This window comes from Pseudoalteromonas sp. SR45-6 (assembly GCF_014163545.1).
GTDB classification, from domain to species: Bacteria; Pseudomonadota; Gammaproteobacteria; order Enterobacterales; family Alteromonadaceae; genus Pseudoalteromonas; species Pseudoalteromonas rhizosphaerae.
The window spans coordinates 18,124-44,771 of the sequence record NZ_JACJDM010000002.1; the positions used below are offsets into that span (position 1 = coordinate 18,124).

A 26,648-nucleotide genomic window follows, 5' to 3' on the forward strand; every position below is an offset into this window, starting at 1 on the left:
GTTAAAATGAAACTTTTTACAAAAATGACCAAAATTGCTTTATTTGGTGCCACCCTTGGTTTTGCGGGCAACAGCTTTGCTGCTGAAGCTATGGATTTAGACTCGTTATTAAAAACACTTGAGCAAGGTAAAACACAGCAATCAGCACAAAATAAACAACGTGAGCAAGAATTTGCTGCACGTCAAAATGAACAAGTGCAAATGCTTAAAAACACTCAAGCAAAACGTAATCAAATGCTGGTTGAGTCTGAGCGTCTTGAAACACAGTTCGAAGAAAATGAAGTAAAACTTGCTAACCTAACCGATACATTATCTAAGCGTATGGGTTCATTGAAAGAACTTTTTGGTGTGCTGCAACAAGTGGCTGGCGATTCAAGTAATAAATTTGCAACGTCAGTAGTGTCTGCACAGCTACCTGGTCGTGGTGCTTTTATGGATGAATTGGCTCAAAAAATGGGCTCGACCTCTAAACTTGCATCAATCGAAGACATTGAAAAAGTATGGTTTGAACTGCAACGCGAAATGACTGAGCAAGGTAAAGTGTCACGTTTTACAACAGATGTAATTGTAGAAGGCGGCAACAAAGCTAAGCAAGAAGTTATGCGAGTGGGGGCTTTTAACTTAATTTCAGAAGGTAAGTACCTTGATTATAACACCAGCACCAATACGTTAAGTGAGCTTACCCGTCAGCCTGTTGGCCGTTACACCTCAACGGCGAGTGATTTACAACAAGCTAAATCAGGCACTGTACAATTTGCGCTTGACCCAACCGGTGGCTCTATCCTTGGTTTATTGGTACAAGCACCTGATACTTCAGAGCAAGTACATCAAGGTGGTGCGGTAGGTTACGTTATTTTAGGCGTTGGCTTACTTGCTTTAATTATCGCTATTGAACGATTTGTTTCATTGATGCTAATGGGCAGCAAAATCCGTCGTCAACTTAAAGACTCGGTGCCACGTGATGACAATCCACTTGGTCGTGTAATGAAAGTCAAAGATCAATACCCAGATGTAGCATACGACACCTTAGAGCTTAAATTAAGTGAAGCGATTTTACGTGAAATGCCAAAAATCACCCGCAACTTAACGCTCATTAAGATTATCTCGGTCGTTGCTCCATTGTTAGGTCTACTTGGTACGGTAACCGGTATGATCAATACCTTCCAAGCAATCACCTTGTTTGGTACAGGTGACCCTAAACTAATGGCTGGTGGTATTTCACAAGCGCTTGTTACTACGGTACTTGGCCTAGTTGTGGCAATCCCAACGGTATTTTTATACACCTTATTGAATACTCGCTCTAAAAACTTGCTGCTTATTTTGCAAGAACAAAGCGCAGGTATTATCGCTGAGCGAAGCGAAAAGGGAGCATAACCCATGGTGCTATTGATTGACTCAATCAATGCTATCCGTGATTTTCTCGACACTGGTGGCCAAGTTCTGTTGGTCATCGGAGTGTTAATCTTCGCGATGTGGTTATTGATACTCGAGCGATTTATTTATTTTTTTAATGGTTTTCGTAGTTACAAACATGCCATTAAAAGTAGTTGGACAGGGCGCGATGAGCGTAATAGCTGGAACGCTGAGCAAATACGCCAAGCAACTATTTCACGCGCTGGGATGAAGTTAAACAACAACTTAGCGCTGATCAATGTGATGGTTGCCTTGTGTCCGCTGCTGGGGTTACTCGGTACGGTAACAGGTATGATAGAAGTGTTTGATGTGATGGCGATTACCGGAACGGGCAGTGCGCGTTCAATGGCATCAGGTGTATCGAAAGCGACTATCCCGACAATGGCAGGCATGGTTGGTGCGTTATCTGGTGTATTTGCTTCTACGTACTTACAACGCAAAGCAAAGCGCGAAGTAGCCCTACTTGAAGACAGCATGGTTTTAGACCATTAAACAACAATTTTTAGTATGTGGCGAAAGCCACATACAATCAGGAGAATAAAATGAGAGCCCCATTAGGAAGCCTTTTTCAAGAAGATGAAGCTGAAGAAATAAACATGACCCCGATGCTTGATGTTGTGTTCATCATGCTTATTTTCTTCATTGTAACCGCCTCTTTTGTTAAAGAGTCAGGTATCGATGTAAATCGCCCAGAAGCGGCAACAGCCGTTAAGAAAGAGCGTGCAAATATTCTAGTTGCGATTTCAGATCAAGGTGAAATTTGGATCAATAAACGTCAAATCGATGTGCGTGCTGTGCAAGCAAACATTGAGCGTTTAAAAGCAGAAAATCCACAAGGTAGTGTGGTTATTCAGGCTGACAAAAAAGCCACTACAGATACCCTTATTAAAGTGATGGATGCAGCACGCGCCGCAGGTGTATTTGATGTGTCTATCGCGGCACAAAAAGCCTAAGGAAGCCATAATGCGTTATTTAGTAGCATTATTAGTTGCCGGTGTTGTGACCTTTATGTTGTTTTTGGGCATGCAAGCGCTTATCACCGGTGGTGAAGGGGCGATGACTGAGCCAGCTAAAGGCAATGTACTTGATTTTGTAAGGCTTAAAAAAGAAGAAACGGTACAAAAGAAAGAACGTAAACCACAAAAGCCGCCAACGCCGAAAGAGCCTCCGCCGCCAATGGATTCACCGCAAATGCAAAATAGTGATCCAAATGCAGCAGCGTCTAACTTTGACTTTGGTGCCAGTGTTGATGCTGACGTGAGTCTCAGTGGTGGTCTAGCTCTTGACTCTAGTGATGGTGAATATCTACCGATTGTAAAAGTAGCACCTGTTTACCCGCGTCGAGCATTGTCACGGGGCATTGAAGGCTATGTGATTGTTGAGTTTACAGTGACTAAGCAAGGTACTGTTCGTGATGCAAAGGTAGTAAAAGCTGAGCCTGAATCATTGTTTGATCAAGCAGCTATGGATGCGGCACTTAAATTTAAATATAAACCACGCGTGATCGATGGTGAAGCGGTTGAAGTTGCGGGTGTACAGAACAAAATTTCTTTCCAAATTAACGGCTAGAAACAGAGGATTGCGATTATGAAATTATTAAAAACAGCATTAGTGTGTACTTTTGCGATAGGAGCCAGTGTTGCGCTGCCAAGTTTAGTCTCCATGTTACCAGGAGTCACGCTTGCGAGCGTTTACGCACAAGAGCAAAAAACCACGAAAGTGCCTGCGCTACGTGAAAAAGTGTATAGCCAATTGGCTCGTGCACAAAAGTTAGCCGATGATGGCGACGCTAAAGCAGGACTTGAGGCGCTTGATAGCATCAAAGAACGTTCTTCTAGCATGAACTCCTATGAAATTGCCATGATGCATAATTTTTATGGCTTTATTTATTACAACGAAAATGATTTGCCTAAAGCAATTGCATCATTTGAAAAGGTGATAGCAGAAGAAGGTATTCCAGAAACATTACGTGTTAGCACTACTTTTAGCTTAGCGCAATTAGCGATGGCAAACAGTAATTATAATAAAGTCATTGATTTTTTAGCTAAGTGGGATGCAATTAACACTAAGCCTAAAACTGATGCCTATTATGTCCTTAAATCACAAGCGTATTATCAGTTGAAAGATTACCAAAAAGGCATTGATAATATTAACTTAGCGATTGCCCAAAGTGATAGTGAAGGCAAGGTGCCAAAAGAAAACTGGTTAGTACTGCAACGCGCCATGTATTACTCACTTAATCAAACTGAGAATGTAGTTGCTGTACTTGAGCGTATGGTAAAGCTTTATAACAAGCCTGAATACTGGGTGCAACTTGGCGGTATGTACGGTGAAACGGGTAAAGAAAAACAACAACTAGCCGTACTTGAAGCCGCTTACCAGCAAGGTTTTTTAACGTCAAAATCAGATTTACGTCAACTTGCCCAAGTTTACTTATACAACGGTTTAGCGTTTAAAGCGGCTGATGTGATGAGTAAAGCGATTGAATCAGGCGTTGCTGAAAAGTCTGCGAAGAATTATGCATTCATCGCAGAAGCCATGGTCCAAGCAAAAGAAGATAATAAATCAGTTACTTACTTTGCTAAAGCGGCAGAGCTTTCGGATCACGGTAAGTACGATCAACGTATGGCTGAAGTACTTGTTAACTTAGAGCAATTTGAAGATGCCGCTGATGCAGCCCGAACGGCGCTTGATAAAGGCTCACTCGATTTTGAATCAAATGCTTATGTTGCTTTAGGTATGGCGCAATATAGTTTACAAAACTTTGATGCGTCTATTTTAGCATTCGAACAAGCCGAGAAGCATAAAAAATCGCAGCGATTAGCTGAACAATGGATCAAATACGTGAAGCGTGAAAAATTGCATGCTGAAACATTACGCACCGCTTTGTTATAAGTAAATATGGCGTTAAAAAATGCCATTTTAACTTCAACGATTTTATTAAAAAACTCGTTTTATAATCGCAACACCAAAACCGCCTCAGGGCGGTTTTTTTCGTTCTAAATATTCCTAACAAATTGTTATTTAAATAAATTATATTGTCACTTTATGTTTATTAAAGTGTAACTGTATTGTCATACACCTCCCGTATTGTAGTCCTCGTTCTAAAGCTCAAGTGACCTTAAAGCATGTTTTTCGTGTTTTAAAGTGACTTGAGTTTTACTTAATGCGCTAACAAAATAATTAAATACTTTAACGGAGTGAACAATGAAATTATCTGGTTTATTTAAAGTCAGCCTTGTGGCTACTGCAATTACACTCGCTGGCTGTGGCGGTGGTGATATTAATGTTACACCTACAACAGTTGATAACAGTGTAGATAATAGTGTAGACAACTCAGTGACTAACCCAGGTGGTGATAATGGTGGTGATACATTAAGTTGCGCTACATATACATTAGATGGAGCTACATTTACAGGTGAAGCAAAGGGTGTTAACTGTGTTTACAGTCAAGCATTTGCAAGTAATGCGAAAGAAATTACCAGCTCTTTTGTTATCCCTGCATTAAGCAGTGGCGGCGCACATGTATTTGAAGGTGCATTATTTATTGGTGATGATGTAGACACATCAACAGGCGCTACAATTGATGGCAATGGTCCTACATTGTCTATTGAAGCTGGCGCGACGATAGCTTTTACTAAGCCTGAGAGTTTTATTCGTATTGCACGTGGTGCAAATATTGAAGCAATTGGTGAAGTAGATAAGCCAATTATTTTCACAAGCATCAAAGAAGTTGATGGCGATGATGCAACAACCGCACAAATTGGTGATTGGGGTGGCGTTCAGGTAAATGGCCGAGGCCATTCTATCCGTTGTACGGCTGCAGCTGCGGCACAAGATATGTGTAACCACGCTGCTGAAGGTATTGTATCGTATTATGGTGGTAATGATCCGCAAGATAGCAGCGGTATCCTTAAGCATATAGTTATAAAATATGCGGGTTTTGGTGTTGAAGGCGATGAGCTTAATGGTTTAACCCTTAATGCTGTAGGTTCAGGCACAACGATTGATTACGTGCATGTTCATAATGGTTTTGATGATGGTATAGAGCTTTTTGGTGGTAGCGTTAACCTTAAACATATTGTTATTACTGATACAGGTGATGATGGTATTGATTGGGATGAAGGCTGGAAAGGCTATGGACAATTTATTCTTGTACGTTCAAATGAATATGGAAACCATGGCTTTGAAACAGATGGCGCTAAGGTAGATCCATTATCAGCAGATGCACAAGATTTAGTAACAACTGTTTCTAATCCAACAATTGCTAATGCAACGGTTGTAACTACTGGCGACCAAGGTGCTGAAGGGCGTCGTACTGGTGCTGGTATGGAAATGAAAGAATGGGGTAAAGCGCAATTAGCTAATATGCTATTTGTAAACTCTTCATCTGTAGATGGTGCTGGTTGTCTTGATTTATATAATGAAAAAGACCAATCAGGGGATGCTGGTGTGCATGCGAATGCAAATAATGGCGATATCGCATTTATGAGCTCAATATTTGCTTGTGGTAAGAATTTTGAAGACGTAAATACACCTTTAACTGGCGCATTAGCAAGTTTTGATATTGCTTCTTGGTTTACTGGTGGCGAGAATAACCAGTTAATTGGTTTTGCTGATTTTGCAAATGTACTTGGTGCTGATGGTGTTTCAACAGCTGCAACTATTACTGATTCACAAGGCACTGCAGTAGCTACAACAGCTAAAGACATGAGTGAAGTTAACTCTTTCTTTACTAACGCAGGCTATATTGGTGCACTTAAAGACGGTGAATCAAGTGAGTGGGCTGATTTTGTTGCCGCATCTTTACAACGCGCTAGTAATTAATCTAGACCGGCTCTAATTATAAGGCGCTACGGCGCCTTTTTTAAGGGAATTTTAGGTTTAGAGGATATAAATATGAAACATCAAAAGCAGTTTAAAACCAATCTAATAACTTTATCTCTGCTCTCCCTTTTTTCTTCATTTCATTCTTTCGCTGATCAGGCACAAGAAATAATAAATGAAGACGCGATAGAAGAAGTTGTTGCAACAGGTACGCGCCTTAAAGGCAGTGCTAGTGCCGTAATTGATGAGCGTAAAAATCAGGCGTTTGTCGCTGATATAATGGGTTCAGAGCAAATATCTAGAACGGGTGATAGTGATGCAGCTTCTGCACTTCGCCGTGTTACAGGCTTATCATTAGTTAACGATAAGTTTATCTATGTCCGTGGCTTAGGTGAGCGTTACTCTAGCGTACGTTTAAATGGCGCGGTAGTTCCAAGCCCGGATCTAACACGAAATGTAATTCCACTTGATATCTTCCCATCAAGTATTATTGAATCCTTGGCTGTACAAAAAGCCTATTCACCAAATATGCCTGCGGCTTTTGGTGGTGGTGACGTTAATATCAGAACCAAGAGCATTCCAAATGATACTTTATTTAAAGTCGAAATTGGTGCCAGTTATAAAGATACAAACGACGAAGGCTATACATATAATGGTGGCAGTGATGATTGGTTAGGTAAAGATGATGGTACACGCGCATTACCTGGTTCAGTTAAGACTGCGTTAAATACCTATATCAATGGCCTGTCTGATATTTCGTATAGAAATATCAGAGATGTAGAGTCAAGACGTCAGGGGGCTGATATTGGCCAAGCTGCCGCGATAGACTTAAATAAAAGTTTAGCAAAAGCATTGCCAAGAGATTTTGGCTTGGAAAAAGAAAGTTTAAATCCTGATGCCGGTATTAAAGCTGTGTATGGCGACCGTTTTGATAACTTATTTGGCTTAGACGGCTCGTTTGGTTTCTTAGCGTCAGTTGCCTATGAAAATGAATGGTCTAATGCTGAGAAGTTTAGCGCTGTACTTTCTTCTGTTGACGCATCTGAGTCCTCATGTTCACAAGATGACTTTACTTGTTACTCTGCAACAGAGAAAGAAGTGTCAACCAAGCATAATATAAAGTTAAATAGCTCTCTAAATTTAGGTTATAAAATTGGAGGTCACGATTTAACAGCAACTTATATGATGTTACGAGATTCTGAAGATGAAGCCTCTGTTGCGCTTTACCAAGAACCTTCAAAGTCATTAAGTATTGATGCTGGGCAGTTGCAGCGTAGTCACTTAACCTCTTTTGAGGAACGAGAACTTGAAATACTTCAGCTTCGTGGAATGCACAATTTAGATTGGGGTTTTCTTGAAGGTGTTGGTGTAGATTGGCAGTATACTGACTCAACAGCGACTACAAGTATACCTGGTGAGCTTAAAGTAACGGTTCGTGATGAGTACTTAGATGGCAAATATCAACGTACTTTTTACAATGGTAGCTTAGGTGGTAATCCTTATTTGTATCGATTTGTAGAGCTTGAAGACGATGTAGAAAACTGGGGCGTTAATGTAAACAAAGTTTTTTACTTTGATAACGCCGAAGTAGAAATTGCGGGTGGTGGTTATTTTGTTGAAAAAACACGTGATTACCGCACTGACTTTTTTAACTATCGTTTTAACCAAACTCAGTCTTTAGATCTAGCACAAAGTGAAGAAGAAGCACTGTCAATTGGTAGTTTTTTTGCTAACGATGCTGTTGTTGATTCAACGGATGTCGAGTTATTGTTCCAAGAACCAACAGCTGATGATTACTTAGCAGCGCAAATGATTGATGCTTATTACGGCTCTTTTGACGTAACGTTTGCTCAAGATTGGCGTTTAAGCGGTGGTGTGCGTTACGAGGACTTCCGCCAAGTTGCGCTTGCTTTTTCTCGCTCAGCATTCGATCCTGCTTTATTGGCTGATAAATTAAGTGCAGATGCGATAGAACAAGCAAGTGTGATGGAAGATGAGTATTTTACTTCGTTATCTATGACATATAGTCAGCAATCGTATCAAGTTCGTTTTGGTTATGGCAACACGGTTGTACGCCCTGATTTGCGAGAGCTAAGCCCTGTTCAATTCCAAGATCCGCTGACAGGTTATCGAACGCTTGGTAATCCATTCTTAGAATCTAGTTACCTAGATAACTTTGATGCACGTATCGAGTTTTATATGGACAATGGCGATAATTACTCAGTTGGCGCATTCTATAAAGATATCGATAAACCAATCGAAGCACTATTAACAGAAAGCGACGGCCGTTTTACTCTGCAGTTTGACAATGCAGAAACAGCCTATGTTTACGGTATTGAAGCTGAATGGTTAACTGAGTTGCACAGTGATTTATTAGGGGGCGCTTTTTTTACTTCTGGAAATATAACGCTCAGTGATTCAGAAGTTGAAATTGCAGAAGAACAGCGTGGCGATCTCACGAACCTAAAGCGACGTATGACGGGCCATTCAAAGTATGTTGCCAACTTGCAACTGAATTACGATTCACATGATGGCATGCATCAAGCATCTGTTATCTACAATGTATTTGGTGATCGTATTTTAGCTGCGGGTGTTAATAACTTTGATGACGCTTACGAACAACCTTTAAACTCGTTAGACATGGTTTATAGTTATTACCCAACGTTTAATACCACAATAACACTTAAAGTGAAAAATATGTTGGGACAAAACTTTGAAGTAGAACAAAATGATGTGCTAATTCGTTCTCAAGAAACGCCTAGAGAATTAAGCGTGAGCTTTAGCTACGAGTTTTAAAGTCATCTAATAAAGGCAAATTACATAAGTCTCTATTATCTCAGCCCTGCCAAATGCAGGGCTTTTTAATATCTGCTATTTGTAAAACTAATGGTTGTGTAATATCTGTGTTATTAAAGAAGTGATCATTTAATGCAAATTGATATAAGGCTATTATTTTAATGATGATATGTGATTAATGATGAGTTGAACTATGTTGATATTAATTGGAGGAACTTTTGCGCCATGGAATAAGAGCTCAGTTGTTACTGAGCTGTTTGTTTACGTTAGTTACCGCACTTTATACTAGCGTACAATGGATAACACTGATTTTTACTACCAGTATTTTTTGAAACCCATGCGCTACCATACCAGTCATATTCCGCATACTCATATTCATCCTCACCACACTTCACTGTGCTGCCAGTGATTTCTCGCTTATGACCTCGCTCTTTACAGAATTGATTTCCCGATATAAAACTGACAAAGAAGTTGCTATAACTACTATCAACTATCAACTATTACGGTAGGGTTGGGTTGATGTAGATAAGCTTTTTGTTGAGCCCGATGTGTGTTCAACACTGGCAAAAGAAGTATTCGATTCTACATTGATTTCGTTAATATTTGCAGATACACCTAAAGATAGAAAAGTATAATGTTTTCATTTTTTTTGATTCCTTTTAATAAATAAAATAATACACAATACATCTGACTATAAAATGCGAAATGATTATAAATCTTGTTTATTGCATTCTTATTAACTTACTTATGTACAGATAGTCAGTTTCATATTGCAAAAAAATAGCAACAGATGAATCAGTTGGATGTCAAAAACACCGGTCTTTTACAATGACGCACAATAATCATAACTATTAGAAATATGATTATTGACTCAAGATGAAAAAATTTTATGTTCTATGAGTAACACTGGTGTTGCCTCGATCACAGTGCTAGATTGTTCGTTCTAAAAATTAAATCTCACGCAATGAATTTTAATTTTTAACGTATTAGGTATTTCTTATGACTCAAACAGTGGAACAAACAATGAAAAAAGTAGGATTGGTCGGATGGCGGGGCATGGTTGGCTCAGTGTTATTAGAGCGTATGCAACAAGAAAATGATTTTGCTCATATCGACACCACTTTTTTTACCACCTCACAAACCGGTCAGCTTGGCCCTGATTTAGCGGGTCCTGCAAAACCATTACTTAATGCAATGGATTTTGAATCGCTGGCAAAAATGGATATTATTATCACCTGTCAAGGTGGTGACTACACTAAAGCTGTGTATCCACAATTACGTGAAGCAGGCTGGGACGGCTATTGGATTGATGCGGCATCAGCACTGCGTATGAGCGATGACAGTATTATTGTACTTGATCCGGTCAATAAAGATGTGATTGAACAAGGTCTTGAGCAAGGCGTAAAAACCTATGTGGGTGGTAACTGCACAGTGTCACTCATGTTATTAGCATTGGGTGGTTTATTTGAGCAAGACTTGATTGAGTGGGTAAGCCCAATGACTTATCAAGCTGCATCGGGTGCCGGTGCTCGCAATATGAAAGAGCTCATTGCGCAAATGGGCTCTATTCATGCAAGTGTGGCTGACAAGCTAGCTGATCCACAAGCCGCTATTTTAGAAATTGATAAACTAGTCACACAGCAAATAGCCTCAAGCGATTTACCGCAAGAGCAATTTGGTGTGCCGTTAGCAGGCAGTCTTATCCCATGGATTGATGTGCCAATGCCATCGGGTCAATCTAAAGAAGAATGGAAAGCGCAAGTTGAAGCGAACAAAATTTTAGGTTCATCAAAACAGCCTGTGCCTATTGATGGTTTATGTGTTCGTATTGGTGCAATGCGTTGTCACTCACAAGCAATGACGATTAAACTACGTGAAGATATTAGCGTCGAGAAAATAGAACAGATTTTAGCGTCACACAATGAGTGGGTTAAAGTGATCCCGAATGAGCGTGATATTACAGCTACAGATTTAACACCGGTTAAAGTGACAGGCACATTAAGTATTCCAGTAGGGCGTATTCGTAAATTAGCGATGGGGCCTAAATATATTAGTGCTTTTACCGTTGGCGATCAGTTATTATGGGGTGCTGCAGAGCCGCTACGTCGTATGCTACGCATTATTGTTGATAATAAACATTAGTTTACTAGCTGCCATTTATTACAGTTAATATGGAGGGTTGGCAATGTGCCAGCCCTTTTACTGTTGTCTTTTTGCACCGCTTTAGTTTTGTCACTGCTTAGTTAATTTAGTGAGATTGTTTCTTGCTGAATACTCAATAGCTTACTATCTTTATGGGAGTATCTATTTGGCCTCCTATATATGAATATATCAAAAAAATTAAAACTATCTTTTGCCTCCGCCATCGCCTTACCTCTTTTTATTATTGCAGCACTTGTTATCACGCAAACAAGAGAGCAAGCTATTGATAATTTTGCGCAAATGAGCGAAAGAGAAGCACGGCAAATAGATAATGGTATCGCTATATTTTTTGCCGAAATAGAAAAAAATGTTGATTATCTAGCTTCCCATCAAATGGTCTTAGCTGCCAAGCAAGATGTCAAAACTCATGTAGATACAAATAATTCGGTGATGCTAAAACATCTCCAAGGCAGCAGTGTTGAACGTGCCGCATTTCAACAGTTTGATCACTTCGGCCAAACTCACCCAGGGCTTGCTTATATTTATATGGGTAATGAACAAGGTGGTTATATTCAGTGGCCAGCGGGAGAAGTTAATGCTAATTATGACCCACGATCTCGACCTTGGTATTTAACAGGTAAATCTGCAAGTGGTAAAACGGTTCGCACTAGTGCTTATTATTGGGCAGCTGACGACATGGTTATAGTCTCTACTGTAAAAGCAATAAAAGATAATGGACAAATTATCGGTGTACAGGGAATGGATGTTTCTTTGCAAGGACTGACAGAAATTATTGCTAATATTAAGCTGGGTGAAACTGGTTACTTAATGCTGATCGAAGATACGGGAAACATACTTGTTGATGTTAAAAATGAAGATTTTCGTTTTAAACGTTTAACTGATATTGCGGGTGGGAAATACAAGCAGTTAGCGGCTAATACCCAAGGTCAGTTCGAAATTGTTATTAATGACAAAGATTTTATTGCCAATATTTATACTTCAGCTAAGTTAGGCTGGAAATTTATTGGCTTAGTTGAAAAGTCAGAGGTGATGAGCGCCGCAAACACCATGACCGTTACAATTTTAATTATTAGTGCGGTGCTAATTATTGTATTCATTTTAATCGCAAGTTATATCTCAAAAGTAATTTCTTCACCTATAGTTGAAGTCAGTGATGGCCTGGCTGAAATTGCGCAAGGCGGTGGTGACCTAACTCGACGGCTCACGATAAAAACTAAAGATGAGACGGCAAAGCTTGCCAATAGTTTTAACCTATTTTTAAACTTGATTGCTGATTTAGTAAGACAAATCAACGAGTGTGCATTAGATGTAAGCGGTACATCAGAGCAAACTTCTACACAAGCATCGCAATTAACTCGTTCTACCTCCCAACAACAACAAGCACTGGAAATGGCGGCAACTGCAATTAATCAAATGGCTGCGACAGCCAACGAAGTAGCTTCAAGTTGTGCTAATGCGGCAGATCTGGCTATGCAAACGCAACAGGCATCAGAGATAGGTCAAACAGTGATCACAGAGACCGTTCAAAGCGTGGTTGTTTTGAGCGAAGTGATAATTAAAGCAACGGATGATATATCGCAACTTGACACTGAAAGTGAAAATATAATGTCAATTTTAGGCGTTATAAGAGGCATTGCTGAGCAAACTAATTTGCTTGCTTTAAATGCTGCAATAGAAGCTGCTAGAGCGGGGGATCATGGTCGTGGTTTTGCTGTCGTTGCAGATGAAGTACGTGCATTGTCGAAACGTACGTCTGAATCCACTGAAGAGATTGCTACGCAATTAGACAAATTACGTAGCATGTCTGGCCAAGTCACTACTGAAATGAAACGCAGTTTAGACAGCACTAATAAAACGGTTGAACTATCCCATGCTGCACAGCTGCAATTTACGGAAATAACAGCGTCTATTGTTAATATTAGTGACTTAAATACGCAGATAGCAACCGCTGCAGAAGAGCAGCAGCATGTCGCTGAAGATATAAATCGCAATGTTATAGAAATCAAAAATGCGGCTGATGATGTTAGTGAAATTGCTGCCAATACCAGTAATAATGGCGATAAATTAAAAACCTTATCACACGTTCTTACTGATCTAGTTGGAAAATTTAAAGTGTAGTAATAACAGTGGCTAAGAATAAAATACAAGCTGACAATACCGCTCATTAGTCTTCAATGCGAATACTCCAGTCAGCTTAATAGCCGATTCTATTTTTTTCCGGTATTAACTTGTTGGTATTTTTTGCGGATTAAAATTCAAACCTTGTTGTTTTATATGCTCGGTATAGTGGTAGGCCGATAATGGTTTTGAAAAATAAAAGCCTTGAAATTCTTTACATCCCATATTTGCCATAATTTCAACTTGCTGTTGTGTTTCAACTCCCTCAGATACGCATTTTATACCTAGCTCATCACACATGACGTGAATTGCTTTTACTAAGCTCTTTTGCCTTGTTGAGCTTGTAACTTGGCTTATTAGCGAGCGATCAAGTTTTAGCTTATTTATAGGATATTCGGCTAAGCGCGCAATATTTGAATAGCCCACACCAAAGTCATCAACAGAAATTGTGAATCCCCATGATTGTAGGTTTTGCATTAGCGCCAAGGAATATTCTTGGTTTGCTTCTAATGACGTTTCGGTCAGTTCTAATTCAATTTGACTTGGTTTGACATTAAAGTCCGCTAAGTATTTTACTAATTTTGACATGAAATCGCTTTGGCCAAAATCAAGCAATGATATATTTATTGCAACAGGCACTAGTGGAATTTCATCTTTGCTCCAAGTTGCAATTTGAGTACAGACTTTTTGAATTATGAGATCTGTGAGTCGGCTGATCATCCGGTATTCCTCTGCGATAGGAATAAACACCGCAGGTGATACAACACCAAGAGTTTTACTGTTCCAGCGTGCTAATGCTTCAAGTCCAATGCACTTGCCGTCATGTGTTACTTTAGGTTGATAGTGTAACTCTAACTCGGCGTTATGAAGTGCTTCGTCTAATAACATTGATATTTCATGTTTTTCTAAAAATGCTTGTGAGCGTTTTTCATCATAACCATTAATAGGGCGATGATTATCAGCAAGTTTTAATGCCTCTATTGCGTTGTTCAATACAGTAGCACTGCTTTTTCCTTGTCTTGGAAAGTTAGAAAAACCAAATAAAAACGACTGTTGGTATTTTCTGCCCCGCATTATATAAGGTTCATCAAGCGCATGTTTAACTTCGTTTAAAAGCTTATACTCTATTTTGTTAGCTGAGCTTGTAGTTATTATAAATGCTAATTTATTATTACCTACATGAGCGCACAGAACGAGGTCTTCATTAGAGTCTTTTAAGCGCTTATAAGCTGATACTAAATGTGCTTTTGCATCAGCTTTACTGTATTTGAGATTTAAATATTCATTATTTGCACTCTGGGTGATCACAATATAGAAATCACCTTGGTACTTTGCTACAAATCTTTCACACTGAAGCTCAAACCATTCTCTATTGGGAAGGTGTGTTTGACCATCGCTGTAACGTAAACGTTTGTTTTCTTGCTCCATTGCTAATAAGTTTTGTTTTATTTGATGTTGTTCAGTGCAGTCATCAAAGCGCAGCACACAATAATCAGAGTCAGTAACTTGCTGGTAATGTACAGTTTTATAGGTGTTTTTATATTTAAATACTTGGTTCTTTTGTGGGTTAGCTGCAATCACAAGATTAGGTAATAATTTATCGAGTTTAACTGTGCTGTTTTTAACTGTTGCTTTGAAATCAAATAACATTTTCGCTTGACTGTTAAAATCTATAACGGTGTTTTCACTATCGATAATTATTTTTGCAATACTTGATTCAGTAAAAAATGTTCTATAAAGCTCATTTTTTGCTGCTAGATGACTATTTGATTCTGCCATGGTTTGATTTAAGCGTTTTGCAGCAACAATGGTTCGCGCAACTGCGAGCGGAATACAGATATTAAAGAATAAAAATAATAGCCCTGATATATACCAGTCTGAATTTGGTAGTTGCGTATTTATGGAGGTAAGAGATGAAATATCAACGTTGTTTATTATAAAGTAAAAAGGCACGATATTTAAAATTGCATAACCTAGCGCGGTCCTCACACCTAACAGCATCAATGCAATAATAGGGCATGCATACATATACATAGAGCCTACCTTTGCAAGGTTGATGTCTGTTAAAAATACATTCATTGAGATTGTTGCGGCAACAATACTTAGTAGCAGGGCATGTGCACATAAAGTAAAGTATTTACGGCTAGCAATTAGTAAGGTGGCCATTGTCACAGAAAAGCTTGCAGCAAGCACAATAATATATATTAAGTTGAACTCAATTGCGGCGTTTAAAGTATGGCAAAATACTGAGAAACATAAAATTACACCAGCGGTTAAAATAATGCGTAGTGCACTGATACGCCAGTTAGGTACTAGAACGTTTGAATTAACGTGATCTGATAGTAAAAAGTAGCGACTTAAGTAATGCATTATAATTGGTGTAAATTTATCATATTTTTATTAGACCATTGATAAATAGCTAAAAGCAATAATTTATTAGTTTTAGATTTTACACTAGGAATAAATGCTTGGTTTATCGGCTGACTACAGATGAACTTAGTTATAATTGCACTAGCACCTAAGCTTTTATATTCTTAGGTGCTAGTTTATCAATACTTAGTTTTTGGGCTTTAATAGTGTTTTTAGTTCTGCTATTTGTGCCTTCAGCTCATTGATTTGTCCTTGGGTTGCCGGCAAGGAATCTACATCGGCTTGCTCTTCACGGGCATTGCGATGCTCCTGTGACATAACTTCTAGAATAGCGCCTACCATCATGTTTAAAAATACGAAAGCAGTTAAGAATATAAAAGTAAGGTAGTAAATCCAACTTAGTTTATAGACAGCCATAGTTTCGTACATGACGTCGGTCCAATCTTCAAAGGTTGCTATTCTGAACAGAGTCAACATTGAGATTGATACATCTCCCCACAGAAATGGATTTATCTCAGAAAATAACATGCTGCCAGTTGCGGCATAAATATAGAAAATAACAAACATTAACAGCGCAATATAGCCCATTTGCGGTATGGCTTTTAATAGTGAATTAACCAACAAACGTAGTTCTGGCACCATAGAGACTAAACGTAGTACGCGGAATATTCGTAGTAAACGGGCTATAAAAATGGTCGAACCTGCAGCAGGATATAAACTGCCAATGACGATTATAAAGTCAAAGATATTCCAGCCTTTGCTAAAAAAGTCTTTTAAGCCTTTACTTGCAACATAGCGGATAATTAGTTCTATTAAGAAAAACACCGTGATGCCCACGTCCATCCAATGTAAAGCAAATTCAACAGTGGGGTGTAACGAATAGGTGTGTGCACCAACGGTGAGCGCTGATACAACAATAACGGCGATAACAAATGATTGAAATATTTTACTTTTATCGATACGCTGGAACAGCTTTTGTAACTGCGACAACATCATAATTAGCCCTTAACGGTTATAGATATAAAACGTTTGCAATATACAGCAAAATCGTCATGGATGAATTACTTTTCCAGCTTAAAATGTAAGGAATTTTTAATGCTTTTCAATAGGCTAAAATGGGTTGTAAGTGCCTCAGCGGTACTGTTTTTAACCGGCTGTAGTTCAGATGCACGCTATCACGAAATTCAAGCTGCCCGTTTAGGTGAATGCAGCTACATGGCAGATAAAGAATATCATGAATGTATAAAGCGCCAAGAAGACGGTTACAAAAAATTTAAAAAGCAGCAAGACATAGTTCCAGAAAACGACTCAAGCCAAGAGCACACCAGTAAAAATGACTAAAACAGAAAAATTGTTAGATAAAGCACTTCGTAATACTCTAACCATCGCTTGTGAAAATATAAAAGACAAGCACGCTGGTTTTAGTTACTTAACGCATACAGTCAATTTAAAAAAACCAAGTAATAGCTTGCATATAAGTTGTTTTTTTATTGATGAATTAGCACTATTAGAGGCAAACAATGAGCAACAATTGCCTTTAATTGAAGCGCAAATTAAGCAGCAGCTTGTGCTTATAAACATCAAGCCACAAGCAATTAATTTTTCAGCATAGTTTCGTTTTTAAGGTAAAATAAGTTTTTTAAACACTGCTTTGCGTTAAGAAATAACCGATAGTAGTGATGACGCACTTGAAATTCAGGCTTTTCATTTGTGTAACTATTTGATCATTAACAGAGTTCACTTAGGAGCTAAGCGATGATGTGAAATGACATGTCAATATTTGCAAAAAAGGCAATAACTCGGCGCGTATTTTTCGCTCTCGATTGATTTATTAATACTGTATTGATTGGTTATTTTAAGTAGAATGCTCAGTTTAGACAGGGTATGTGATTTAGTGTAATGGCTACTTATTCAAAAAATTTTATAGCTAAACGACTTAGTTTCGTTAGTTCCTATTTCAATTCAGCTATTATTATAAATCTTATAGTTGCTGTTTTTGTTATTTTTAGTGGCATTAATCAAAGTGACTCTGTAGGAAAGTTGTATTGGTTTTGTGTTCTTATTTTCGTATTTTCACTGCGCATTTTAAATCATGTTTTTTTAAGTAATGACAATAATATAAAGTACCATTGTTACTTTATTGGTGTATTTTTAACTGGTTTGACTTGGGCTGTGTTCCCAATATTATTTTTTGAAGATATGCAGATGTCAGAGAAATTTGTCACGCTGGTTGTTTTTAGCTCATTAGCAGGGGGAGCTGTCAATGTTCTGTCCTCCGATATTCGCTCAGCCTTCAGCTATATTACTTTTTTGCTTATCCCATTTAGTATATTGCTTTTATTTCAACCAGACGATAATGAAAATGTTTTAGGCATATTGGGAATTGTATTGTGGTTTATTTTGTGTTTTGTCAGTGCAATACGCGCAGCTAAAGATGTAAAAACCTCAATTAATAATGAAATTAAGCTCGATTTATTTATCCATAATCTAGAAAAAGAAGTGCAAGTTCGTACTGAGAAAATAATTAATTTAGAGCAACGTGATAATTTAACTCAATTATTTAACCGGGGGAGCTTTTTCTCTAATGTCGATCTCGATTTAGCTCAAAATATCAATAACATTAAAGCTGTTCTATTTTTAGATATGGATGACTTTAAAATACTTAATGATAAATATGGTCATGAGTTTGGAGATTTTGTTCTTGCTGAAACTGGAAAACGTTTATTATCGATAGAAAAAAAACGGGAAATGATTGCTTGTAGGTGGGGAGGGGACGAATTTATTCTTTATTCGTGTCACGCGAGTAAAGCTGAGCTGATAAGTAACACGACAAAGCTTGTTGATAATTTAACCCAGCCTGTCGTTAAAGATAACCTGAATATTAGACCCTCCTTTAAAGTGGGCTTGTTTTACACTCGCACAAACTTTGACCTTACTCAAGCTATCAAATATGCTGATGTTGCAATGTACGAAGGTAAAAAAAATCGCAATGAAATTTCAATATTTGATGAACGTATGATGCAAGCTCTTAATAGAGAAGAGATGTTACGTAGATCAATTAAAGAGAGTGTTGAACAAGGAGGCTTTCATCTTTGTTATCAGCCTATTGTTGATATAATCGATAATAAAATAATTACTTTCGAAGTGCTGTTACGTTGGCATTTAAATGATGAATTTATTCCCCCTTCAGAATTTATCGACATAGCAGAACGCTATGGCCAAATTAACTTTTTAGGGGAGTTTGTTTTAGAGCAAGCGATTGCAAGTTTGAGTAAGTTAAACAAACTCGACAATACGATTGCACTATCAATCAACGTATCTGTACTGCAACTTGAAAGTCATGATTTTATTATATTTTTAAAGAATTTATTAAATCGGTATTGTGTTAACACAAATAACATACATTTAGAAATTACAGAAACTATAATGATTAAAAATTTAGTCTATTTATCTAAAGTTATCACACAATTAAAAAGCATTGGCGTACGTATTTCTATTGATGACTTTGGCACTGGGTTTTCCTCGATTTCTGTTTTAAAAGAACTTTCTGTTGATTATATAAAGATAGATAAATCTTATGTTGATAATATTTGTGAGCACTCAAAAGATAAAAGTATTGTTTCAGCAGTGACTAAAATGTCGCATATGATTGGTTGTAAAGTGATAGCGGAAGGTGTGGAGCGTAACGATCAGTTAGCTTTATTAAAAGGTTTAGAAGTTGATAGCTATCAAGGTTATTTATTTAGTAAACCAGTTAAATTTGAACAGGCGCTTGAACTGCTTAGATGAACTTAGGCTTAAGTGATACCTATAAATTTACCAGCATGATTTTGCGGTTATTATCAGTGCAACTAAACCTGAAAAAATGATGATTACGGTGCTTTAGTTTGGTATCAAGATGACATACAGCTATAATCCAACAAAAATAGTAAAAGAGATCCATTATGGCAGTTCCTACTCGTTCACAAATCACCCCTGGCACCGAAGTTAATATCGTTTTAAAACAAGATCAGCGTAGCGGCACATTAACGCAAGGTGTTGTTGAGCGCCTTTTGACTAAATCACCCAATCATCCGCATGGTATTAAAGTGCGCTTAGAGGATGGTCAAGTAGGGCGAGTGAAAGAGATTTTGTCATGAGTGCACTTACTTTAAGCGAATTCTGGCAATTAGTTACCGTTGCAGATAGAACCGCAGAGCCAGAATCAGTCAGTGAACGTTTAAAAGGTTTACTTACAGATTTAAGCGATGCACAGCTCATTGAATTTGATAAGCAATTTAGCATTTGTATGCGCCAAAGTTATACTTGGGAGCTATTCGGTGCTGCGTTTGTAATGGCCGGTTGCAATGATGAATACGGTTTCTCAGAATTTCGTTGTTGGTTAATTTCTCGTGGTGAAGCAGCTTTTAATACTGCGCTTGAAAATGCTGATTCTTTGGCTGATTGCACACCTGTTTATCATTTAAACGAGCAGCCTTATCCTTACTTAGATGAGTATGACTTGATCGCTGGTTTATTATATGAACAGCGTAATGAAGACGAATTACCCTTTGCTCCTTCAGGCCTTGATCAACCCAAAGGTAAGCGCTTTAAAGATAAGCCTAAATTTTTAAAGTTGGCATATCCGCAACTATTTGCTAAATATTGGCAGTAACATAATATTAAAAACCAACCATGACTCAGTATACTGGCTGGTTTTTATTTTAATCACCGTAGCTATGCTATGCTGAGTATATAAATCAATAAATGTCAGGTATTTAATGCGCTATCGTAAAGTATTACTGTGTTTAGTGTCGGTTTGTTTAACTACAGTTGTCAGTGCTAAAACTGAGCTGCCAAGTAATAAAAGTCAGTTTATTAATTTATTCAATACTAAGGTTGGTAGTTATCAATTGGTATCAGGTGAGGCTAAAATGTGTGCTGGTGGACAGTTAGCATGGCTTGATGCAAATGAGCCTGATCTTGGCTTTAAGCTCGGTGATGAAATTATTTTTAATAACTTACACCATGGCACACAAACGAATAAAGTCGCTAACTTTTGTTTGGTCACTACTAAGTATAAATACACCACGCAAAGCATTACCATGTCACTACGCCATACTCGCTGTGAAAACGAGACAGATAATTTAGACACGAGCCAAACGCTGCGTTTTATTTCGCCTACAACGCTTGCGTACAGTGTAGAGAGCAGTAATGTTCGTTGTCAGTTTGAACTACAACTTTAAATTTAACGATAATGTGAGTTTTTTATAAATCACAACTTATTTTCGGTAAATGCTGCCAACGCGTTGTGTACTGAGGCGATAAAAATGCACGCTTCATATGCCATGCTTGGCTTTGTTGTTGACTTGCCAGAGTTAGCGTATCGCAGCCGTATCGCTTATTAATTGAATCTAAACACTCCATTAGTTTTATGTTGTCTTGGCTAGGAGCAAATAGGTCGGGTTGTTGAAACTGTTGTGAACTAAGCTCGAGTGCACCCACACCACATTTATAAAAACGGACGTTGTGTTGATATAGCTGCGTAAATATTTCGCTAATTGCTTTAGCAAATACACGGCTATCTGCGCTAGATACGGGTAACTCATACACTAATGATTTTTTATAGTAATGTGACTCATGGGGCGAGCTTGCCACAAATAGTAACAGGCGTTTAGTTAAGGAGCGTTGCTGACGTAGTTTGCGAGCGACAATAATACTGTGATTGATCAACGCTGTTTTTAATGCAACCGGATCAGTTAAACGTTCACCAAAACTACGGGTCGAAAAAATTTCACGCTTATCTTGGCGTACATCATCCCAATTTAAACACACAATGCCATTTAGCTCATTAACTGTACGCTCAAGCACGACGCTAAATAAACGTTTCATACGTTGTGGTGTTTGTTTGGCTAAATCAAGCGCGCTGTTAATGTTAAGTAGTTTGAGTTTTTTAGCTAAACGTCTGCCAACGCCCCATACATCAGCTACATCCATCGCGGCTAAAATATGTTGTCGTGCTTGTTCGCTATCAATCACTGCAATTCCATTAAAACCGTTGAGCTTTTTAGCAGCATGATTTGCGGCTTTTGCCAATGTTGGTGTAGGGCCAAAGCCAACTCCAACAGGGAGTTTTGTTTCGCGCCAAACTGTGCGACGAATTAACTGGCCATACTGATGCCAGTCATTAATGAGTGGGGTAAAGCCGTTAAACTGCAAAAATGCTTCATCAATCGAATATACGTGTTGGGTGTCGCAAAAACGGCTGATCACATTCATCATTTTATCGCTTAGATCCGCGTACAACTCATAATTAGATGAGCGAATAACCACCTTATGTTTGGCCAGTAAATGTTTAACTTTAAAGTAGGGCTGAAACTTAGGGATATTTAAGCGCCGTGCGATAGGACATATCGCACAAATGCAGCCATCGTTATTGGTTAATACCACAACAGGTTTTGAGCGGATCGCTGGATCAAATACTTTTTCAGCGCTGGCGTAAAACGCCACTGCATCCACTAAGCAATACATTGGCGCAGCTCAGCACTAGAGCGATGTAATCGAATCGAACGAGTAACCACACCTTCTAATTGAAATTCATCACTATCAGTCAGTTGCACTGGGGGATATAAGTCCGATGCAGAGAGTAGCCGTGCATTAGTTTTATCTAATAATTTACAAACAAATAAACCATTTAAGTTAGCTACAATGACATCACCATTTTTAGCTTCTTCGGCGCGATCAACCAATAATAAATCGCCGTCAAAAATACCGACCTCTTGCATTGAGCAGCCGGATGCCACACCAATAAACGTCGCATCGGGGTGTTTGATCAATAGCTGATCCAGTGATAAACCAAGTTCTTTATACTGAGCGGCAGGTGATTCAAACCCGCATACGCCCGCTTCGATATAAATAGGAATAACAAACATAAATAATTAACCAAGCACATATGCTGTATAAGTGTACAGTATATGTGTTTTAGTTAACTTATGCCAAGTAATGAAGTTGCGATCACTGCATATTTTTAATCATTTTTTGAGCAGTATCTAAAAAGTCATTGATTTGTTGAGAGTTTAAGTTTTTGCACATTTGCTCATTAACATGCTGTTCGGCGTTTAATAGTTTGTCATAAAGAGCATGACCTTCAGAGGTAAACGATAAGATAAAGCAACGCTTATCGTGCTCACTGGCATCTTTGTCAATCAGCTTTAATGTAATTAGTTCTTTAACTAAGCGTGCAATTTGCGCTTTATCGCGCTGGGTTTGATTCACAATATCGTTAGCAGTGCAGTGAGTTGTCGCTGCAATAATATGTAGGCAACGCACATGCATTGCGTTTAACCCAAGCTCACCTGCATTAATAGCTTCTCGTATGGTAACGCGATAATTTTGCATTAAAGCAAATAATGTATTGGCCAATGAAGAGTTCATAATAAATCCATAATGGTTGACAAAGTCAATTAAATTGCTATAGTTGATTTTATCAACCAATGGGGCGTTGTGCAATTAAACACGTAAATAAATCTTCTGAGGAGATCAAAATGAGTAGAAAAGTACGTCGTGCAACCGTAATAAGTACAACAGCGATAGCTCCGCATTTAAAGCGTCTGGTTGTTGGCTCAGATGAGTTTCATGATTTTCCTGCGGATCAACAAGGTGCGTACGTAAAAGTACTATTACCACATGCTGGACAAGATGAGGTTGAAACTGACCTCAAAGCAGCTAACCCTGCACCTAAGCGCTCATATACAATCAGAGCTATAGATACTATTAACCATACAATTACGCTTGATTTTGTCGTCAATCAGCATCGTGGTATCGCAACTGATTGGGCTAAACAAGCAAAGCCTGGTGATAAACTCGCAATTGCAGGCCCTGGCCCTAAAAAGCTTGATGATTTTAGTCAGTCGCAGTATTTGATGATTGCTGATTTAACCTCAGTTAATGCTATTAACGGGTATTTACAGCAACTACCTGCAACAGCTGATGTTGATGTGATCATTCATGTTACTGACTCGCAGGATGTTATCGAGCTCGATACAATCAAAGCACACAGCAAACACACTATAAATTGGTTAATTACAATGCAGCCGCAAATAGATGTGGTTGATCAGGCTTCAGTGCTATTGACTCAATATACGCAAAAACCATTGATTTTCATGGCGCTAGAAGCTGCTATTGTGCGCACCATTAAAGATTTAGCGATTGATAAATATGCAATACCGCGTGAGAAGATTGTCTGCTCAGCGTATTGGAAGCAAGGTGTTGATGCAGATGGCAAGCTAACGGTTTAATCACATTATTAGCAGCAAGTAAGGGAATTAGAGTGCATACCCATGAGAGGAAGTTTACTTAAACAAAATAAGCGTCTCACAGCACTTACTTTAGAATAAGTAAACTTAGGTATGCACTCAGGTTCGGTGTCGAGACGTTAAAGAGTGTTAGCCAATCGATTTAAATATTTAACCATTCTAGCAGGCTAAATAAAGCGCTCACTGTATTAGTAGTTTTTGATGTAGAGCAAGAAAAAATAGCTAAGCCTTTATTGTGTGTTTGATTGTCGCAATGTCTATCTCGACAATTGCTCCACGCTTTTGGATCACTTGGGCGGCCAGTAAATTACCCGCTTGTGCACATTGTTTTATAGGTTGCTCTGTTAACCACTGGGCTAAAAAGCCGGCGTTAAATGAGTCACCTGCGGCGGTAGTGTCGATCACTTTTTCTACAGCGACAGTATTAAACAGCTCGACTGAAATTGAATTATCAAGGTGTTTTTTACTGTATTGGCAGCCATCTGCGCCGAGTTTTACAACGACCTCGTGAGCGCCTTGTTGGTGCAAACGCTCGGTACATTGCGCAACATTACTATCTCCCCATAATTGTGCTTCATCGTCAAAAGTCACTAATGCTAAATCGGCTAGTGCGTATGCTTTATTATTGGCAAGGTGGCAGTGCATCTTGCTTGACCATAATGCAGGGCGATAGTTGCTATCATAAATAATTTTTATCCCTTGCTGTTTTAGTAACGCTAAATGGCTGAGTAAAGTATGGCAATCTTGCTCTGCTAAAATTGCCAGCGAGATCCCCGATAAATAAATAGCATCAACTTCGGCAAGGCTGGTTAGTACTTTTTTAAAATCAGTATGTTGCAATAAATATTTAGCGGCTGAGTCGCTACGCCAATACTGAAAAGTACGCTCCCCTGACACATCGTTTTGAATCATATACAAACCCGGTTGTTTGTTATGACTGAGCAGCACATTGTCAGTATTAATATGGTGAGCTTGCCATTTTTCAATCAGTGCACGACTTAGTGGATCAGTGCCCATGGCACTGACGTAATTGACGTTTACTTCATTGCCTGTGAGTTTTTTTAAGTAAATGGCGGTATTCATGCTGTCGCCGCCATAATTTTGTTGCATAGCAGTAAATGGTTGGCCGCTAAGCTCAACCATACATTCGCCAATAATTGCGATGGACTTAGGTGTCATTTATAACGTCACTCCTTTTTTCCAAATAGCAACTTCACGAATGTCGTTTATTTCATTGCAAGTTGGTTGGCCGTTTACGATGTTGACTAGCAGTTCAACAAACTCCCCGTGGACTTGCTCCATTGAGACATCGTTAATTAAAACGCCAGCGTCAAAATCTATCCAGCGTTTTTTCTTATTGGCAAGTTCTGAATTAGTAGCAATTTTTAACGTTGGCACAAATCCACCATAAGGCGTACCGCGGCCAGTGGTAAATAACACCATATGACAACCTGCAGCACCAAGTGCGCTGGTGGCAATAGGGTCGTTACCTGGTGCATCTAATAGATTTAATCCAGGTATTTGCAGGCGTTCACCATAGTGTAAAACCGCTTGTACTTTACTGGTGCCGGCTTTTTGCGTACACCCTAATGATTTATCTTCTAAGGTAGTGATCCCGCCTTTTTTATTACCTGGCGACGGATTTTCATAAATAGGTTGATTATGAGCTTTGTAATAACCTTTAAAGTTATTAACCATGTTAACGAGCTTGTTAAAGGTTTCCTCGTCTTTACAGCGCGACATTAATAAAGTTTCAGCGCCAAACATTTCAGGTACTTCGGTTAATACCGTTGTGCCACCTTGAGCAATTAAATAATCTGAAAAATAACCCAGCATCGGATTCGCCGTGATACCAGACAAACCATCGCTGCCACCACATTCAAGGCCAAACTTTACTTCAGATAAAGTACCTGGTTGACGTTTATCTTGTTTTACTTGGGCATAAATTTGTTCAAGTAGCGCAACGCCTTCTTCAATTTCGTCATCCGCTTGTTGGGTGATCAAAAACTTAATTCGGCCTTCATCGTAATCCCCTAAGCCATCACGAAATGCCGGTAATTGATTATTTTCACAGCCTAAGCCAACGACTAAAGCGCCACCCGCATTTGGATGCAGTGCCATGTTTTGTAGCAGTATCCGTGTTGTATCTAAATCATCACCGAGCTGAGAGCAGCCAAACTGGTGAGGAAACGCATAAATGCCATCAATTTCTAATTGTGGATGACGCAGTTTAAACTCTTTGATCATTTGGTTGATCATGCCATTAACACAGCCTACCGTAGGGATCAGCCAGATTTCATTACGAATGCCAATTTCACCGTTTTGTCTACGATAAATATTTACTTCAGGCGAAGGGGTCGCTTCACTTTGCTCAATAAACTCAGGAATATACTGATAATCCAGTTCATCATTGAGGGTGGTTTTAACGCAATGGGTATGCACCCAACCGCCTTTTTGAATATTCTCTAGGGCAAAGCCAATGGGGGCACCGTATTTAATAACATTCTCTTGTTTATTAATATCGCGCAGCGCCACTTTATGGCCTTTATCAATGTTCTCATTGACTAAGATCTCTTCGCCATCAACGGGCAATATTTCACCAGCGGTGATATTACGCATTGCAATGGCAACATCATCAGTTGGGTGTAGTTTAATTAATGGTTTCAT

At 38.7% G+C, this 26,648-nt stretch carries 23 protein-coding genes; 16 read left to right on the plus strand and 7 right to left on the minus strand.

Annotated elements, in window-relative coordinates; all coding sequences use genetic code 11:
• The first annotated feature begins 6 nt into the window (after positions 1-6).
• The 9 genes from H5158_RS01345 (at position 7) to H5158_RS01385 (ending at position 13,317) form a co-directional block, all read left to right on the plus strand.
• Positions 7-1,374 carry a MotA/TolQ/ExbB proton channel family protein gene (locus tag H5158_RS01345; protein ID WP_182739287.1) on the plus strand — a complete coding sequence of 456 codons (1,368 nt, stop codon included), beginning with the start codon at positions 7-9 and terminating at the stop codon, positions 1,372-1,374.
• 3 nt (positions 1,375-1,377) lie between these two features.
• Positions 1,378-1,905, plus strand: a complete 528-nt coding sequence (locus H5158_RS01350; protein ID WP_145235579.1) for a MotA/TolQ/ExbB proton channel family protein — start codon at positions 1,378-1,380, stop codon at positions 1,903-1,905.
• 50 nt (positions 1,906-1,955) lie between these two features.
• Positions 1,956-2,366 carry a biopolymer transporter ExbD gene (locus H5158_RS01355; RefSeq protein ID WP_182739288.1) on the plus strand — a complete coding sequence of 137 codons (411 nt, stop codon included), beginning with the start codon at positions 1,956-1,958 and terminating at the stop codon, positions 2,364-2,366.
• A 10-nt stretch (positions 2,367-2,376) separates the two neighbouring features.
• A complete protein-coding gene (locus H5158_RS01360; RefSeq protein WP_182717243.1) occupies positions 2,377-2,982 on the plus strand; it encodes an energy transducer TonB in 606 nt (201 codons plus the stop codon).
• 18 nt (positions 2,983-3,000) lie between these two features.
• On the plus strand, positions 3,001-4,308 hold the full coding sequence (locus tag H5158_RS01365; RefSeq protein ID WP_182739289.1) for a lipopolysaccharide assembly protein LapB: 1,308 nt from the start codon (positions 3,001-3,003) through the stop codon (positions 4,306-4,308).
• 312 nt (positions 4,309-4,620) lie between these two features.
• Entirely contained in the window at positions 4,621-6,240 is a 1,620-nt protein-coding gene (locus H5158_RS01370) for a hypothetical protein (RefSeq protein WP_182717245.1), read from the plus strand.
• A gap of 72 nt (positions 6,241-6,312) precedes the next feature.
• Complete coding sequence (locus tag H5158_RS01375) at positions 6,313-9,036, plus strand: TonB-dependent receptor plug domain-containing protein (RefSeq protein ID WP_182739290.1); 2,724 nt, start codon at positions 6,313-6,315, stop codon at positions 9,034-9,036.
• Positions 9,037-10,035: 999 nt separating this feature from the next.
• On the plus strand, positions 10,036-11,178 hold the full coding sequence (asd, locus tag H5158_RS01380) for an aspartate-semialdehyde dehydrogenase (RefSeq protein ID WP_182731235.1): 1,143 nt from the start codon (positions 10,036-10,038) through the stop codon (positions 11,176-11,178).
• A 180-nt stretch (positions 11,179-11,358) separates the two neighbouring features.
• Positions 11,359-13,317 carry a methyl-accepting chemotaxis protein gene (locus tag H5158_RS01385; RefSeq protein WP_182739291.1) on the plus strand — a complete coding sequence of 653 codons (1,959 nt, stop codon included), beginning with the start codon at positions 11,359-11,361 and terminating at the stop codon, positions 13,315-13,317.
• A 105-nt stretch (positions 13,318-13,422) separates the two neighbouring features.
• Here H5158_RS01385 and H5158_RS01390 read toward each other — a convergent pair whose 3' ends face one another.
• Both H5158_RS01390 and H5158_RS01395 read right to left on the minus strand, forming a co-directional pair.
• Positions 13,423-15,687: a bifunctional diguanylate cyclase/phosphodiesterase gene (locus H5158_RS01390; protein WP_182739292.1), complete on the minus strand. Its 2,265-nt coding sequence runs from the start codon at positions 15,685-15,687 to the stop codon at positions 13,423-13,425.
• Between the two features lie 186 nt (positions 15,688-15,873).
• Positions 15,874-16,680: an ion transporter gene (locus H5158_RS01395; protein ID WP_182717347.1), complete on the minus strand. Its 807-nt coding sequence runs from the start codon at positions 16,678-16,680 to the stop codon at positions 15,874-15,876.
• 102 nt (positions 16,681-16,782) lie between these two features.
• On the opposite strand from H5158_RS01395, the gene H5158_RS01400 reads away from it, so the two are divergent.
• From H5158_RS01400 to H5158_RS01425, 6 genes are all read left to right on the plus strand, one after another.
• Entirely contained in the window at positions 16,783-17,028 is a 246-nt protein-coding gene (locus H5158_RS01400; RefSeq protein WP_182717251.1) for a hypothetical protein, read from the plus strand.
• Entirely contained in the window at positions 17,021-17,299 is a 279-nt protein-coding gene (locus tag H5158_RS01405; RefSeq protein WP_182739293.1) for a hypothetical protein, read from the plus strand. The genes H5158_RS01400 and H5158_RS01405 overlap by 8 nt, the downstream gene beginning before the upstream one ends.
• Positions 17,300-17,586: 287 nt before the next feature.
• On the plus strand, positions 17,587-19,476 hold the full coding sequence (locus tag H5158_RS01410) for a bifunctional diguanylate cyclase/phosphodiesterase (protein ID WP_182739294.1): 1,890 nt from the start codon (positions 17,587-17,589) through the stop codon (positions 19,474-19,476).
• Between the two features lie 155 nt (positions 19,477-19,631).
• A complete protein-coding gene (locus H5158_RS01415) occupies positions 19,632-19,826 on the plus strand; it encodes a YwbE family protein (RefSeq protein ID WP_145239148.1) in 195 nt (64 codons plus the stop codon).
• Positions 19,823-20,341: a DUF4240 domain-containing protein gene (locus H5158_RS01420; protein WP_182717254.1), complete on the plus strand. Its 519-nt coding sequence runs from the start codon at positions 19,823-19,825 to the stop codon at positions 20,339-20,341. Before H5158_RS01415 ends, H5158_RS01420 begins: the two co-directional genes overlap by 4 nt.
• Positions 20,342-20,447: 106 nt before the next feature.
• Positions 20,448-20,912 (plus strand): hypothetical protein, encoded by a 465-nt coding sequence (locus H5158_RS01425; RefSeq protein ID WP_145239144.1) that lies wholly within the window; start codon positions 20,448-20,450, stop codon positions 20,910-20,912.
• Positions 20,913-20,934: 22 nt separating this feature from the next.
• Here the strand turns inward: H5158_RS01425 and H5158_RS01430 are convergent, their stop codons facing one another.
• The 3 genes from H5158_RS01430 to H5158_RS01440 form a co-directional block, all read right to left on the minus strand.
• Positions 20,935-22,197: a Y-family DNA polymerase gene (locus H5158_RS01430; protein WP_182717255.1), complete on the minus strand. Its 1,263-nt coding sequence runs from the start codon at positions 22,195-22,197 to the stop codon at positions 20,935-20,937.
• A complete protein-coding gene (locus H5158_RS01435; RefSeq protein ID WP_145239137.1) occupies positions 22,185-22,598 on the minus strand; it encodes a LexA family transcriptional regulator in 414 nt (137 codons plus the stop codon). Before H5158_RS01435 ends, H5158_RS01430 begins: the two co-directional genes overlap by 13 nt.
• 82 nt (positions 22,599-22,680) lie before the next feature.
• The gene (locus H5158_RS01440) at positions 22,681-23,100 is read right to left on the minus strand and encodes a MarR family winged helix-turn-helix transcriptional regulator (protein ID WP_145239134.1); all 420 of its coding nucleotides are present in this window, start codon (positions 23,098-23,100) and stop codon (positions 22,681-22,683) included.
• Between the two features lie 110 nt (positions 23,101-23,210).
• Between H5158_RS01440 and H5158_RS01445 the strand changes: the two genes are divergently transcribed.
• Entirely contained in the window at positions 23,211-23,963 is a 753-nt protein-coding gene (locus H5158_RS01445) for a siderophore-interacting protein (protein WP_182739295.1), read from the plus strand.
• A gap of 240 nt (positions 23,964-24,203) precedes the next feature.
• Here the strand turns inward: H5158_RS01445 and H5158_RS01450 are convergent, their stop codons facing one another.
• Both H5158_RS01450 and H5158_RS01455 read right to left on the minus strand, forming a co-directional pair.
• On the minus strand, positions 24,204-25,160 hold the full coding sequence (locus H5158_RS01450; RefSeq protein ID WP_182739296.1) for a sugar kinase: 957 nt from the start codon (positions 25,158-25,160) through the stop codon (positions 24,204-24,206).
• A complete protein-coding gene (locus H5158_RS01455) occupies positions 25,161-26,648 on the minus strand; it encodes a UxaA family hydrolase (RefSeq protein ID WP_145239125.1) in 1,488 nt (495 codons plus the stop codon). It abuts the gene before it with no gap.